This window comes from Micromonospora sp. DH14 (assembly GCF_029809455.1).
In the GTDB taxonomy this organism is placed as follows: domain Bacteria; phylum Actinomycetota; class Actinomycetes; order Mycobacteriales; family Micromonosporaceae; genus Micromonospora; species Micromonospora parva.
Genome location: NZ_JARVKT010000047.1, coordinates 1 through 13,348 on the forward strand (window position 1 = coordinate 1; position 13,348 = coordinate 13,348).

At 69.2% G+C, this 13,348-nt stretch carries 13 protein-coding genes; 4 read left to right on the plus strand and 9 right to left on the minus strand.

The annotated features are described in order from the left end of the window. Positions 1–116: 116 nt before the first annotated feature. From QCZ28_RS32350 to QCZ28_RS32375, 6 genes are all read right to left on the minus strand, one after another. Positions 117–1,226 carry a branched-chain amino acid ABC transporter permease gene (locus QCZ28_RS32350; RefSeq protein WP_279520158.1) on the minus strand — a complete coding sequence of 370 codons (1,110 nt, stop codon included), beginning with the start codon at positions 1,224–1,226 and terminating at the stop codon, positions 117–119. After that, positions 1,223–2,113, minus strand: a complete 891-nt coding sequence (locus QCZ28_RS32355) for a branched-chain amino acid ABC transporter permease (protein WP_210859659.1) — start codon at positions 2,111–2,113, stop codon at positions 1,223–1,225. Before QCZ28_RS32355 ends, QCZ28_RS32350 begins: the two co-directional genes overlap by 4 nt. Continuing rightward, a complete protein-coding gene (locus QCZ28_RS32360) occupies positions 2,113–2,838 on the minus strand; it encodes an ABC transporter ATP-binding protein (protein WP_279520160.1) in 726 nt (241 codons plus the stop codon). The genes QCZ28_RS32355 and QCZ28_RS32360 overlap by 1 nt, the downstream gene beginning before the upstream one ends. Beyond that, positions 2,838–3,581 carry an ABC transporter ATP-binding protein gene (locus QCZ28_RS32365; protein ID WP_279520162.1) on the minus strand — a complete coding sequence of 248 codons (744 nt, stop codon included), beginning with the start codon at positions 3,579–3,581 and terminating at the stop codon, positions 2,838–2,840. Before QCZ28_RS32365 ends, QCZ28_RS32360 begins: the two co-directional genes overlap by 1 nt. Before the next feature lie 3 nt (positions 3,582–3,584). Further along, positions 3,585–4,784, minus strand: a complete 1,200-nt coding sequence (locus QCZ28_RS32370; protein ID WP_279520163.1) for a substrate-binding domain-containing protein — start codon at positions 4,782–4,784, stop codon at positions 3,585–3,587. Between the two features lie 225 nt (positions 4,785–5,009). After that, a complete protein-coding gene (locus QCZ28_RS32375) occupies positions 5,010–5,249 on the minus strand; it encodes a hypothetical protein (protein WP_279520194.1) in 240 nt (79 codons plus the stop codon). Positions 5,250–5,421: 172 nt separating this feature from the next. On the opposite strand from QCZ28_RS32375, the gene QCZ28_RS32380 reads away from it, so the two are divergent. Beyond that, the gene (locus QCZ28_RS32380) at positions 5,422–5,652 is read left to right on the plus strand and encodes a winged helix-turn-helix domain-containing protein (protein WP_279520164.1); all 231 of its coding nucleotides are present in this window, start codon (positions 5,422–5,424) and stop codon (positions 5,650–5,652) included. 177 nt (positions 5,653–5,829) lie between these two features. After that, on the plus strand, positions 5,830–6,990 hold the full coding sequence (gene tcmP, locus QCZ28_RS32385) for a three-Cys-motif partner protein TcmP (RefSeq protein ID WP_279520166.1): 1,161 nt from the start codon (positions 5,830–5,832) through the stop codon (positions 6,988–6,990). Between the two features lie 36 nt (positions 6,991–7,026). Here tcmP and QCZ28_RS32390 read toward each other — a convergent pair whose 3' ends face one another. After that, positions 7,027–7,782 carry a phage Gp37/Gp68 family protein gene (locus QCZ28_RS32390; RefSeq protein WP_279520167.1) on the minus strand — a complete coding sequence of 252 codons (756 nt, stop codon included), beginning with the start codon at positions 7,780–7,782 and terminating at the stop codon, positions 7,027–7,029. Positions 7,783–7,948: 166 nt separating this feature from the next. Here QCZ28_RS32390 and QCZ28_RS32395 point away from each other — a divergent pair, with 166 nt between their 5' ends. After that, positions 7,949–9,283 (plus strand): potassium transporter TrkG, encoded by a 1,335-nt coding sequence (locus tag QCZ28_RS32395; RefSeq protein ID WP_279520168.1) that lies wholly within the window; start codon positions 7,949–7,951, stop codon positions 9,281–9,283. 38 nt (positions 9,284–9,321) lie between these two features. Further along, positions 9,322–9,984, plus strand: coding sequence for a TrkA family potassium uptake protein (locus tag QCZ28_RS32400; protein WP_279520170.1), 663 nt, complete (start codon positions 9,322–9,324; stop codon positions 9,982–9,984). Positions 9,985–10,044: 60 nt separating this feature from the next. Here the strand turns inward: QCZ28_RS32400 and QCZ28_RS32405 are convergent, their stop codons facing one another. Together QCZ28_RS32405 and QCZ28_RS32410 are read right to left on the minus strand one after the other, a co-directional pair. After that, positions 10,045–11,682, minus strand: coding sequence for a serine/threonine-protein kinase (locus QCZ28_RS32405; RefSeq protein WP_279520172.1), 1,638 nt, complete (start codon positions 11,680–11,682; stop codon positions 10,045–10,047). Positions 11,683–11,752: 70 nt separating this feature from the next. Continuing rightward, positions 11,753–13,315 carry a fused MFS/spermidine synthase gene (locus tag QCZ28_RS32410; RefSeq protein ID WP_279520173.1) on the minus strand — a complete coding sequence of 521 codons (1,563 nt, stop codon included), beginning with the start codon at positions 13,313–13,315 and terminating at the stop codon, positions 11,753–11,755. Between the last annotated feature and the right edge of the window lie 33 nt (positions 13,316–13,348).

Below are 13,348 nucleotides of genomic sequence, written 5' to 3' on the forward strand. Positions count from 1 at the left end.
AGGTGAGTGCACGAGCAGTCCTCCCGGCCACGGCCGACAGATCCCGTTCAAGACCCGAAGTCAGTTAGAGGGCGGGTCAGACCGGACCGGGAGGACTCTCTCGTACATCCTCACTGTTAGCGGGGGGAGCGGGGGCGGAGGGCGCGGGTCAGGTGGGACAGGCGGGGGGCCAGGCTGGTTAGGCCGCCGGGGAAGAAGTAGACGGCCAGGATGAAGACCGTGCCCAGGACGAAGAGCGGCTGACTCAGCGGGCGGCTGAGAACGGCCGGCAGGTTGTCCACCGCGTCGCTGGTGCCGAACGCGGTGAGCCGGTGGTCCAGGTACATGTAGAGGACGCCGCCGAGCACCGGCCCCCACCGGGTGCCCGGCCCGCCGAGCACCACCATCACCAGCAGCGACAGGGTCAGCTCGGAGGACGTGATGTGCGGCGACGCGCCGCCGACGATCAGGACGTAGACCACCCCGCCCGCCGACGCCAACCCGCCGGCCAGGGTGAACGCCACCAGCTTGTAGCGGTACGGGTCCAGCCCGAGCACACCGATCCGCCGCTCGTCGTCGCGTAGCCCGGCGAGGACCCGCCCGGTCGGCGACCCGCTCACCCGGTGCACCACGAAGACCACGAGCGTCAGGTACGCCAGCGCCAGCCAGTACAGGTTGACCGTGTTGGTCACCCCCACCAGCCCGGCGGGCAACCCGGACACGTCCAGTGGCAGGCCCTCCTCGCCGCCGGTCAGCCCACCGAAGTCGCGGGCCACCAGGATTGCCCCGACCTGCGCGAACGCGAGGGTGACCATGGCGAAAGCGATGCCCACGGTCCGCAGCGCCACCGCGCCGAGCAGCGCGGCGAGGATGGTGCCGCCGGTGATCGTCAGCAGCGCCGCCTGCCACAGCGGCAGCCCGGCCCGGGTGATGAGAATGTCGGTGCCGTACACACCGGCCGCGAAGTAGAGCGCGTGCCCGAAGGAGAGCATCCCGGTGCGGCCGAAGAGCAGGTCGTACCCGGCCGCCAACCCGCCGAAGATCAGGCAGATGGCGAGCAGTTGCAGGGTGCCCGGCGAGTTGACCGGCCCCTCGAAGATCCCGGGCAGGGAGATCGTCGAGTACGGCAGGATGGCCAGCACCACCAGCGCTACCAGCGGCAGGAACGGCCGGACCCGGTGCCACCGCCCCCGCTGCGGACTCAGTTCGTCGGGCACCTGCGCCCGAGGCGCGTCGATCACCGTCATGCCGTTGCCACCTTTCCGGCGATGCCCTGTGGGCGGAGCAGCAGCACGACGGCCAGCAGCCCGACCACGCAGATGTCGCCCAGCCCGGACGTGCCGTAGTAGTTGACGAACTGCTGCACCAGCCCGACCACGACCGCCGCGTACGCGGAACCGACCACCGAGCCCATCCCGCCGATCACCACCACGATGAACGCGAAGATCAGCAGTGAGCCGCCCTGCCCGGGCGACACGGTGCCGAAGTAGACCCCGCCGAGCGCGCCGGCGAGCGCGGCCGCCGCCCCACCGATCGCGAAGACCAGCGTGAACGCCTTGCGGACGTCGATGCCCAGCGCGGTGACCATCTCCCGGTTCTCCACCCCGGCCCGGATCACCAGGCCGTACCGGGTCCAGCGCAGGAACGCCAGGATCGCGCCGAGCACCAGCACCGCCGCGATGATCAGCAGCAGGCCACCATTGGGCACCTGCGCGCCGAGGATCCCGGTCACCTGCCGGGTCCAGTCCGGACGTGGGAACGGCCGGGCGTCGGCACCCCAGGTGGCCTGCAACAACGCCACCCCGGCCAGGGACAGGCCGACGGTGACCAGCACCTGCTCGATGGTGCGGGAGTACAACGGGCGGATCAGCACCAGCTCGACCAGGATCGCCACCAGCGTGCCGGCGGCCACCCCGAAGGCGACAGCGAACACGAAGCCGAACCCGTCCGGGCCGGCGCCCGGCAGGTTGCCCGCCGCCCACCAGGTGCCGTACGCGCCCACGCCGAGGAACAGCCCGTGCGCGAAGTTGAGCACGTCGGCCAGGCCGAAGACCAGGGACAGGCCGGAGGCGACCAGGAAGTACAGCGCCGCCAGGCCCAGCCCGGTCAACGTCAACAGGATCACGGTCCCCATCAGTGGGACACCTCCGCCGAGCCCACACCCAACAGCGACTTCGTCAACGCGGTCTCCAACAGCAGCTCGTGGGCGTCGCCGGTCCAGGCGACCTTGCCGGCGGCCAGCACCACCGCGTCGCGGGCCAGTCGACGGACCACTGCCAGGTTCTGCTCGACGAGCAGCACCGGCACCGACTCCGCGACCCGTTCCAACACCTCGGCCACCTCGGTCACCACCTTCGGCGCCAACCCCTTGGTCGGCTCGTCGACGAGCAGCAGCCGGTTGTCGTTGAGCAGCACCCGGCCGATGGCGAGCATCTGCTGCTGCCCGCCGGAGAGCGAACCGGCCCGTTGCCGTCCGCGCCGGTCCAGCTCGGGGAAGAGCGCGAAAACCTTGTCGTACGCCGGGGTGCTGCCGCGCCGTTCGGCGAGCCGCAGGTTCTCGGCGACCGTGAGGCCGGCGAACACGCAGCGGTCCTCGGGCACGTAGCCGAGCCCACCGCGGACCAGCCGGTGCGTGGGCCGGGCCAGCAGGCTCTGCGCACCCATCCGGATGGTGCCGCGCACCTCCCCCGCGGGTGGGGTGAGGCCGACGATCGCGCGCAGCGTGGTGGTCTTGCCGACGCCGTTGCGGCCGAGCAGGACGGTCACGCCGGTCGGGGCGACAGTGAAGGACACCCCCTGGAGGATGTGCAGCCCGGAGATCCGGACCGACAGGTCCTCCACACTGAGGATCGGTTCCATTAGAGCGACTCCCCCAGGTAGGCCTCTTGCACTGTGGGGTTGGCCATCACCGTCTCCGGGGTGTCGCAGGCCAGCAGCGCGCCGTGGTGCATGACGGCGATGCGGTCGGCCAACTCCAGGATGACGTCCATGTGGTGCTCGACCATCAGCACCGCCCGGCCGCCGTCGCCGGTCAACGACTTGATGACGGCGACCAGTTCCGGCACGTCCTCTGCGCTGACCCCGGCCATCGGCTCGTCCAGCAGCATCACCCGCGGTTCGCCGGCGAGCAGCAGGGCGATCTCCAACTTGCGCTTCTCACCATGGGCCAGGGTGCCGGCGAGGGCCGTACCCCGGTGGGCGAGGCCGACCCGGTCGAGCGCCGCGTCGGCGGCGGCGGCGACCTCCCGGTCGGCCGCCGCCCGCCGCCACAGTGCCATCGAACCCCCGCGGTGCACCTGCACGGCGAGCCGGACGTTCTCCCGCACGCTCAGCGAGCCGAAGACCGAGGACGCCTGGAAGGTACGGCCCAGACCGAGGCGGGCCCGCCGGTGCGGCGCGAGCGCGCCGATGTCCTGCCCGTCCAGGGTGATCCGGCCCTCCGTGGCCCGACGCAGGCCGGTGATCAGGTTGAACAGTGAGGTTTTGCCGGCGCCGTTCGGCCCGATCACGCCCAGGAACTCCCCGGGCGCCAGGTCGAGGTAGACGCTGTCGACGATGGCGACCTCACCGATCCGCCAGGTCAGACCGCGGGTGGCGAGCATGGGTCAGCCCTTCATCGCCACGGCCGGCGGTGCCGACTCGTCACCGGTGAGGCTCTTCTGCGCGGTCGCCGTGAAGTCGGTGCCGCTGCCGGTGAGCTTGGCCTGGAACATCGGCTGGAGCAGAGCGTGGTCGGCGGCGCGGATGGTCATCTTGCCCTTGACCCCGTCGAAGCTCCAGCCCTCCAGCGCGGTGACCATCTTGTCGACGTCGTCGCCGCCCTCCTGCACGGCCCGCACCACCATCTGGGCGGCGGCGAAACCGTCCGGGTGGAACAGGTCGATGGTGTTCACCTTGGCCTTGAGCGCCTTGCTGGCCTCGGTGTCGCTGGCACCGTCGAAGTAGTGCGACAGGAAGGAGATCTTCGCGCCGGCCGCGCCGAACGTCGGCCAGGACGCCCGGATGTCCAGGCCGGTGACGACAGTGGTGGACGAGAGCACGCCCTGCTGGTCGAGGGTCTGCCACATGGCCGGGGCGGTGGTGCCGGCCCAGGCGACGAAGAGCAGGTCCGGCTTGGCCGCCTTGATCTGGCTGGCGAACGGGGTGAACTCGGTGGCGCTGGCCGGGGCCCGGACGCTGCTCACGGTGGCACCGGCGCTACCGATGACCGCCTTGACGGCGGCTTCGTTGGCGTCGCCGAACGCGCCGTCCTGGGCGAAGACCACCACCTTCTTGCCGGTCGGGTCGCCGATGAACGACTTGGCGGTCACCACGTCCTGGTAGGACTGCCGGCCCGAGCGGAACGTGTACTTGTTCGCGCCGGTCACCGCGTCGGTGGCGGCCGGGCCGGAGATGAACAGGACCTTGTTCTGCGCCGCGATCGGCGCGACCTGGAGCGCCACGCCGGAAGCGGTGGAACCGGCGATGATCTTCGTACCCTTACCGATCAGGTCCTTCGCCGCGGAAACCGCCTTGGCCGGGTCGCCCGCGTCGTCCACCTCGGTCAGCTCGATCTTCCGGTCACCGACCTTGCCGGTGCCCTTGGTGGCGAAGTCCAGCCCCGCCTTGAACCCCTCGATGTACTGCTTTCCGTAGCTGGCCAGGGCTCCCGACTGGGAGTACACCAGGCCGACCTTGACCGGCGCGGCACTGTCGCCGCCGCCGGTGGCGGTGTCCTGCGGGCTGCCACAGGCCGTGGCGGCCAACGCCGCGGCCATCATCGTGGCGGCGGAGAGGAACACCCGCCGCGTCGTCCGGACCGTCATTGCGACTCCACATGAGGACTCGGAGGGAGAGAACTTGTTTGTGACGGCCCACGCTAGAAGTGACGTCACCCACGAGCTATGTGGCGGAAACACACAAGTAACAGGAATGAGGTGGCCGAGGGTTACAACGGCCCGCACTACCAGCCGGCTGCCCACCTCCTCGATGGCCCGAACCCCCACGGACCACCCGAGCCGTGTGTCGCCCCGCGCCATTCGCCCTGTTCGTCAACGACAGGGGCCGTCGTGTGCAGCCGCCCGTGAGTATCGCCGACGATCGTCGAGCAGGGTGTCACAGAAGACCCGATGGCGTACGCACTGAGCCTCCTCCTCAGACACCGTCGTTTCCGCCCGGTCCACGTCGGCGAGGTAGCGCAGGGATCGCGTGATCGCCCGAGCGAACCGCAACGCACCCGGCAGATCCGTGGCCACCACGGGTAGGTGGACCACGAATCGCTCCCTCTCCACACTCACCACGACCACCCCGATCCGTCAGTCTGGAGGGCGGTCCGATGCGCGGTAGGGACGCCCACCGGACCGCCCGGCCCCACGCCCGCAGCCTCGACAGCAGCGGTACGGACGCGAGGCCAACCAAAGTCCCGCACTCCAAGGGTTTGCCGAACCAACCGGAGTCCTCACCATGCCTACAGCAGAAGCCCCATATCGACGTATAGCGAATGAGCTCGCCGCAAAGATCAAGAGCGGCGAGCTAAGGCCGGGCGACAAGCTGCCCTCAACTCGGGAACTCGCCGAGTCCTACGCCGTACATATGAACACGGCCTCGCGGGCGCTCTCACTACTTCACGACCGCGAGCTGATCACTGGCCAACCCGGCCGTGGCACCTACGTAGCTGAACACTTACGGGACTGACTGGCCAAACTGTCAGATCAAGGACACCGACGCCACGCCGACTGCCGACCATTGGCCGTTTGGGCTGGTGAACGACGTGGCTAATTCCGGGCCACACCTCTCCGCGAACAACAGGGCGGACCCGTCCCATACTCTTCGCTACCTTCACATCACCAATGGTGATGTGAAGGGGCTTCAATGTCGGCACACGACGACTTCTTCCGGTCACGCAAGGCTGCTGCCGTACTCAAGCACGGCATCCTGAAGCGTTACCCCGTCGTCTTCGCTTCGAAGACCGGCCAGGGCAAACCAGTCGTCTTCCTCGATGGCTACGCGGGACGAGGCGAGTACGAGGAGGAGGGGGAGGAAGGATCGCCGCTGCTGCTGTCTCGGTGTGCCGACACGGTCAAGAGCTTTCGGAGCGTCTTGCTCTTCTTCGTGGAGAAGAATCCTTCCCACTTCGCGAACCTGCAACGGGTTCTGGAGCAGCGTGGCGGCTCGACAAGGCGCATCGTCCGACAGGGCGACGTGGCAGATCATCTGCCGGAGGTGCTCTCGGTTGCTCGCCATGCCTCACTCTTCGCCTTCCTCGACCCGTTCGGCTTGGCGCTCGATTTCGGGCTCGTGCGCTCAGGGCTACTCGGTCGACCCCCTTCGCCGCCGACGGAGGTTCTCCTTCACTTCAGCGTCTCTGCTATCGCGAGGATGGGACGAGCGGTCCAAGTGGCACAGTCCCGGGGTGGCCGGCTGGCCGCCGCTGAACAGAAGACGGCCGACCACCTCACGAGATTTCTCGGCGATGACTGGTGGCAGGAACACTTTGCCCGGGTCAACGGTGACGGAGATGAGGAGACCGCGACTGAGGTAGCGCTGAGAGTCGGTGCGGAGTACGAGAAGCGGTTGACCACAGGAACGAGCTATAGCGCTGTCACGATGCCGGTCCGACCGCGCCCGGAACTCTCACCGAAGTATGTCTTGATGCTGTTTACGAGACACACAGAGGGCGCTTGGCACTTCGCCGATGCAGTGGGCCAAGCCGGCGTGGACCTAGAGGAAGCCCGCTACGAAAGCCAGATGAACCAGGACACCCTGTTTGGGTCACTTCCGTTCGATCGCCAAGCACACGTCGACAACGCGCTACCACGGGTGGCGCAGGTTGTCGAGCGAAACATCATTCGGCTGCTCGCGGAATCGAGCCCAGTGCAACTGGCAGAGCGGGTGCCCGAGGTCTATCGGGGAGTTCTGGGCCAGGCGTGGACACGTCATGCGAGGCACGCCGTCAAAGCGTTGCACAGCCAAGGTCTGATCGATCACACAGGCGTCGGGGACTTCTGGAAAGATCCCATCCGGCAGCTTTGAGATGCTGGACCTCGACGGAAGGCCGACCGGCTGCGATTATGCGGCGGCGGGTAGCCGAGGCGACGGCATCTCATCCCAGGTCCGACCGTCCAGCAGGCGCCCGCCGGCCTTGGGTGTGCGGCCCCCCCATTGCTTGAAGAAGAAGGCAGTCCCTGCCCTATCGCATTGGTCGCGGAGGTCGGCAACCCAGGAACGATCCATCGGTCGGCAGCCCTGGCCCGATTCGCCACCTGCGATCAGCCAGTCAACTCCAGAGAGGTCCAAGTCTGGCAACGGACCAAGCAGCGGCTCGGCAGAGATGAACCGAACCGCCGCTGGCACCTGCCGAAGGAAGTCGACCCGAGATCTCTGGCTGTCGTCTTCCACACTCACGCCCATCCAGACATTCGGCGGCCAGTCCAGATCATGAGCAACCTTGGCGAGTCGAGATGCGCGCTTCGTCAGCACTTGGAAGGTGTGACGCGGCGTCTCACGCATCACGTCAAAGACCTGCTGCACGTACGTGAGCGGAACCCTCGCGTGGAACAGGTCTGACATCGAGTTGACGAAGACGGTCCGAGGATCACGCCAGCGTCGGGGGATATCGAGAGCGTCGGGGTGGAGCGCCACCCCGAATCCCGGCCCAGAGGTGCGGGGATCGCCATCAGTCTGGTACTTGGCTGAGCCCATCGCCTTCAAGCGCTTCGCGAGAGTCATTGCATAGCAGTTGTCGCAGCCCGAGGAGATTCGGTCACAACCTGTAGTGGGGTTCCAGGTTGCTTCCGTCCACTCGATGGCACTTTTGTCTGCCATGCGTAGCTCCTTCCGCTCGACGCGACAATACTCTCGAACAACCGTACGCATGGGAAGGGTTGCGCGGCGTGTCGGCCCGCTAGGTTGGTCGATGGCTTACCGATAGATGGATCTCCGGAATGCCTGTTCCCACTCGGATCAATGGCCGAAACAGGAAGATTGTCTGGTGCGCCGGTTTCTCCGCAATCCCGTGCGGCTGGTGCCGTTCGCGTTCCTGGTGCCGATCCTGTTCGGGACCGGGTTGCTCATGGCCCGCTGGGCAACAGTCGAGCACCAGCACGCGCCAGTGGTCACGGCGCTCTTCACCGCCACCTCGGCCGTGTCGGTCACCGGCATGGCGATCACCGACACGCCGAACTACTGGTCCGGCTGGGGCCTGGTGGTGATCACCCTGCTCACCCAGCTCGGCGGCCTCGGCATCCTCACCGTCGCGGCGCTGGTCATCCTGGTGGTCTCCCGTCAGCTCGGGCTGCGCAACCGGTTGCTGGTGCAGGCCGAGACGGCGGAGTTCGGCATCGCCGAGGTGGGCCGGTTGCTCCGCCGGATCGCGCTGACCGTCTTCGCCTGCGAGGCGGTGATGACAGTGCTGGTCACCGGTCGGCTCTGGCTGGCCTACGACTACTCGTTCGGGCAGGCCCTCTGGTCGGGTGTCTTCCACGCCGTGCAGGCGTTCAACAACGGTGGCTTCGCGCTCTACACCGACGGCCTGCTGGCCTTCAGTCGTGACCCGTGGGTGTCGCTGCCCCTGGCGGCCGGCGCGATCGTCGGCGGTCTCGGGTTTCCCGCGCTGTTCGAGGCGGTCCGCGAGTGGCGGCAGCCGACACGCTGGGCGGTGGCGACGAAGTTGACCATCTGGGGCAGCGTGTTGCTGCTGCTGGTCGGCTTCGTGGGTCTGCTCGCCGCCGAGTGGACCAACACGGACACGATCGGCCAGTACGACGTACCGGGCAAGATCCTCGCGTCGTTCTCCCAGATCGCACTGAGTCGCACCGGCGGCTTCAGCGTCCTGGACATCGCCGCCCTTCAGGAGGAGAGCTATCCGCTGCTGATCGTCTTGATGTTCATCGGCGGCGGCAGCGCCAGCACGGCCGGAGGCATCAAGGTGTCCACGTTCTTCCTGCTGGCGTTCACCATCTGGGCGGAACTGCGGGGGGAGCCGGACGTGACGATCGGGCACCGGCGGGTGGCCACCGCAAGCCAACGGCAGGCGGTCACGGTGGCGCTGCTCAGTGTCGCGTTGGTGACGGCCGGAACCATGCTGTTGCTGCTGCTCACCGAGGGCACCCGCTTCGTCTCGGCCCTGTTCGAGATCACCTCGGCGTTCAGCACCACCGGCCTGACCACCGGTCTGGCGGCCGACCTGCCGGCCGGCGGCCAACTGGTGCTGACCGTGCTGATGTTCATCGGCCGGGTCGGGACGCTCACCCTGGGGTCGGCGATCGCCCTGAACACCCGACGCCGGCTCTACCGCTATCCACAGGAGCAACCAATTGTCGGCTAGTCCGTGGACAGAACACCTGACAGCGAGGAGGGCCGTCGATGAGACAGGCGGACAACGGCGGCATCGTGGTGATCGGGCTGGGTCGGTTCGGTTGCCACCTGGCCGGGGCGCTGAGCCGGATGAACCGTGAGGTGTTGGCCATCGACCGCAGCCCGGAGAAGGTGCAGCGCTGGTCGGCGCAGCTCGACCGGGTCGTTCAGGCCGACTCGACCGAGGACGGTGCGCTGCGGCAGCTGGGCATCACCGGTTTCGGACGGGCCGTGGTGGCCATCGGGGCCTCGGTGGAGGCGAGCGTGCTCACCGTGTTGGCGCTGGTCGAGCTGGGTGTGCCGCAGATCTGGGCCCGAGCCACCTCGCAGAAGCACGCCAAGATCCTGGCGTCGGTGGGCGCGCACCACGTGATCTTCCCGGAGGCCGAGACCGGGGACCGGGTCGCCCACCTGATCGTGAGCCGGTTGCTCGACTTCATCGAGTTCGACGACGACTTCGCGATCGCCACCGTCCGGGTGCCCGAATCCCTGGTCGGACGCACCCTGATCGACCTGAGACCGGAGGAGCGCTACGGGATACGCGTGGTCGGCGCCAAGCTGCCGGGCGAACGCTTCCGGTACACCTCCGACGACACCACCCTTCCCCAGGGCGGGGTGCTCATCGTCGAGGGCGGGATCGACCAGGTGCAGCGGTTCGCGGGTCTGCGCTGACCGGTCAGGTGTCGCGGCCGCGGTCCTTGGTGACCTTCACCGGGTGGCCACCGGGCTCCTTCAGCCTTTTCCCGGACCACCCCCGCCCTTCCCCTTGCCCGGCTTCGCGGGAGCCTTCGGCGGCTTCGCCTTCGTCGCACCGCCGCCCGAACCGCCTCCGCTGCGTACCGTCGTCTTCTTCGGCGGGGCCTTCGCCGTGGTGGCCGCCTTGGTCGGCGCGACGGTGACGGGCATGCCGCCGGCCACCCCGGAGACACGCACCCCACAGGTCGCGTCACCGAGCCGGAACTCGACAGGCAGCGGATTCGCGCCGCTGTACTTCCCGGTGAGGGTGAGCTTCTCGGCCGCGCCGGGCGCCAGCGTGGTGCGCTGCGCCGCCGGTCGGATCAGCACGGTCCTCCCCTGCTGCTGCACCGGCGTCGGGTCCGCCTTCGTCACCGTCTGCTGGCCGGGGAACGTGAAGCTCATCGTCCAGTCCCGCAACTCCTGCTTGCCACTGTTGGTCAGGGTCAGCTCGGCGGCGAAGTCCTTGCCGGAGTCGCTGCGCAGCGCGTACGCCACCTCGCAGGGCACCGTCGTCGGCAGACCCATCCGCGCCTCGGTGGTCGGCCGGTCCTCACCACTGGCCGGGCTGCGCGAGGTGAACCCCCACATCGCCCCGGTGACCGCGATCAGCCCGACGGCGGCCACCCCGGCCTCCACCCGCCGACGACGCCGGTGCCCCCGCCGGGCCCGGTTGCGGGTCCGCGACAACGGCAACGCGTCGGTAGCCGCGGACCAGGGCAGGATCGTGGTGCCCGCGCTGGCCAGCATCTCCGGGTCGACCATTCCGGCGCCCGGCGAGACCGGCACCGCCGCCAGCATCCCGGCCGACTCGGCGAGGGTCCGGGCCAGCTCGGCGGTCGGCGGGCGGTCACCGGGCTGCTTGGCCAGGCACCGCCGGACCAGGTCGGTCACCTCGTCCGGCAGGCCCGGCACCGGGGGCATCGGGTCCGGGTCGTTGTACATGTGGGCGCGCAGCATCTGGGTGGTGGTGCTGGCCTGCCACGGCAGCCGGCCGGTGAGCATCCGGTAGAGCAGCAGCCCCACGGCGTACACGTCGGTGGCCGGGGAGACCTGGCCGTTGTCCAGCCGTTCCGGGGCGAGGTAGGCGGGGGTGCCCAACAGCGCGCCGTCCGGGCCCTTCTCGCTCTCCCCGACGAGCGCGGAGATGCCGAAGTCGACCACCTTCACCCCGGTCGAGGTGAGCATGACGTTGCCCGGGGTGACGTCGCGGTGCACCACACCGCGGGCGTGCGCGGTGGCCAGCGCCGAACTGACCTCGGCGGCGATGGTCACTGCCTCCCGCCACGGCAGCCGGCTCTCCCGGCCCAACCGGGTGGCCAGCGAACCGCCGTCGACCAGCTCCATCACCACGTACGGCACGGTCAGCCCGACCTGCTCGGACTCGCCGTAGTCGTACACGTTGGTGATGTTGGGGTGACAGAGCCGCGCGGCGGCCTGCGCCTCGATCCGGATGCGGTGGCGGAACGCCCGGTCGCTGGCCAGCCGGGAGGCCAGCACCTTCACCGCGACCTGGCGGCCGAGCACCTCGTCGTAGCCACGCCAGACCACCGACATCCCGCCCGCGCCGAGCTGCTCGATCAGCCGGTACCGCTCATCGAGCAGCTGCGCGCCGTTCCGGTCCCCACCACCCATGGTGAGCGATGTTGCCCAGGAACGCCCCACCTACACCTGGGCGATCGGAATCGGTCAGGATGTCACCCGTTCAGGCGGTGGCCAGCAGTTGGTCCACCGGGGCGTAGTCGTCGGTCAACACCATCGCGCTACCGACGAAGTCCGTCAGCGCCGCGCCGCTGAGCAGGCTGACCTTCGGGTCCACCTCGTCCAACCGGGCCCGGACGGCCTCCAGCGGCAGCGGCGCGTCGGAGCCGACGATGAGGAAGTTCGCGCCCTGCTCCTCGGCGAGCGCCTCCGGCGGCGCGATCAACGCGACGTGCCTGAACTCGGCGGCCACCGTGGCCAGCTCGGCGCGGATGAACCGCAGCGGCGGGTAGTCGATGACGTTCTGCACGTACACGCCGCCGGGGCGGGTCACCCGCCGGACGTCGGCGGCCATCTCCCGGGTGGCCAGGTGCCAGGGCACCACCAGGTGCCCGAACGCGTCACCGACCACCAGGTCACGACTGTCGGTCGGCTCGCCGGCGACCAGCATCCGGGCGTCACCCACCACCGCCCGCAGCTGCGGCCCCGGCCGTACGCCGAGCTCCTGCTCGCCCAGCTCGACCAGCCCGCCGTCGATCTCGAACACCAGGTTGTCGGTGCCCGGCCGGGTGGCGGTCAGGTAGCGCGGCACGGTGAAGCCACCGCCGCCCAGGTGCAGCGCGTCCAGGCGCTGACCGGCCGGCGTGGCGACGTCGGCGACCGCGCCGATCCACTTCGTGTACGCGTACTCCAGGTGCTTCGGGTCGGCGAGGTCCACGTACGAGTGCTGGGCGGAGTTGAGCAGCAACGTCCGCCCGCTGGGCCGGGCCGGGTCGGAGGTGACCCGGGCGCAGTGGTACGCCGTCTCGATGTCGCACGGGTTGGGTGCCACGGTGCTCAGCCCCGCCCCGACCAGGCCGAGCACGGCCAGCGCGGTCCGGGCCCGGGCCGGACCGGGCAGCTCGGTGGGCTCCTGCCGGCGCAGGTACCAGCCGAGGCCGATGCCGACCAGCCCGAGCGACAGCGCCAGGGCCAGCAGGATGACGGTGCTGGGCAGGGCGGCGACCAGCACGAACCCGGTGAGCAGGGTCGCGGTGATGCCGCCCAGGGTGCCGATCCCGGAGAGCCGACCGACCACCTGGCCGGTACGGCGCAGGTCGGCGAGCTGGAGTTTCACCACCAACGGGGTGACCGCGGCCAGCAACGCGGCCGGCACGAACACCGCCAGCGCGACGAGCAGCAGGATGCCGCTGGCCGCACCACCGCGCAGCACCTCACCGGCGTACCGGACGACGGGCAGGGTGACAGCTGTGGCGATGCCGGCCAGCACCAACGCCGGCGCCAGCAGACCTCGCGGGTTGCGCCGGTCGGCGAGCCAACCGCCGGACCACGCCCCGTACGCGATCGCGGCCAACGCGATGCCGATCACCGAGCTGGTCACCTGAAGGGTCACCCCGACGTACGGGCCGACCAGGCGCAACGCGACGGTCTCCAGCACCAGCACGGCACCGCTGGAGAAGAAGACCAGGAAGGCGGCCAGGCCGTTGGGCAGCGCTCGGCCGGTTGTCGGCACGGGCGGGGCCGGGTGCGCTGGCAGGGCCGCTACGTCGGACGGTGGGGAGCTCATCGTCGCGATGGTACGCAGCGAAGCTGGCGCAAT

Coding starts and splice junctions, on each gene's coding strand:
- QCZ28_RS32400 (WP_279520170.1), top strand. CDS start 9,322: ATGAGACAGGCGGACAACGGCGGCATCGTGGTGATCGGGCTGGGTCGG.
- QCZ28_RS32370 (WP_279520163.1), bottom strand. CDS start 4,784: ATGACGGTCCGGACGACGCGGCGGGTGTTCCTCTCCGCCGCCACGATG.
- QCZ28_RS32360 (WP_279520160.1), bottom strand. CDS start 2,838: ATGGAACCGATCCTCAGTGTGGAGGACCTGTCGGTCCGGATCTCCGGG.
- QCZ28_RS32365 (WP_279520162.1), bottom strand. CDS start 3,581: ATGCTCGCCACCCGCGGTCTGACCTGGCGGATCGGTGAGGTCGCCATC.
- QCZ28_RS32405 (WP_279520172.1), bottom strand. CDS start 11,682: ATGGGTGGTGGGGACCGGAACGGCGCGCAGCTGCTCGATGAGCGGTAC.
- QCZ28_RS32410 (WP_279520173.1), bottom strand. CDS start 13,315: ATGAGCTCCCCACCGTCCGACGTAGCGGCCCTGCCAGCGCACCCGGCC.
- QCZ28_RS32350 (WP_279520158.1), bottom strand. CDS start 1,226: ATGACGGTGATCGACGCGCCTCGGGCGCAGGTGCCCGACGAACTGAGT.
- QCZ28_RS32380 (WP_279520164.1), top strand. CDS start 5,422: ATGCCTACAGCAGAAGCCCCATATCGACGTATAGCGAATGAGCTCGCC.
- QCZ28_RS32355 (WP_210859659.1), bottom strand. CDS start 2,113: ATGGGGACCGTGATCCTGTTGACGTTGACCGGGCTGGGCCTGGCGGCG.
- QCZ28_RS32390 (WP_279520167.1), bottom strand. CDS start 7,782: ATGGCAGACAAAAGTGCCATCGAGTGGACGGAAGCAACCTGGAACCCC.
- tcmP (WP_279520166.1), top strand. CDS start 5,830: ATGTCGGCACACGACGACTTCTTCCGGTCACGCAAGGCTGCTGCCGTA.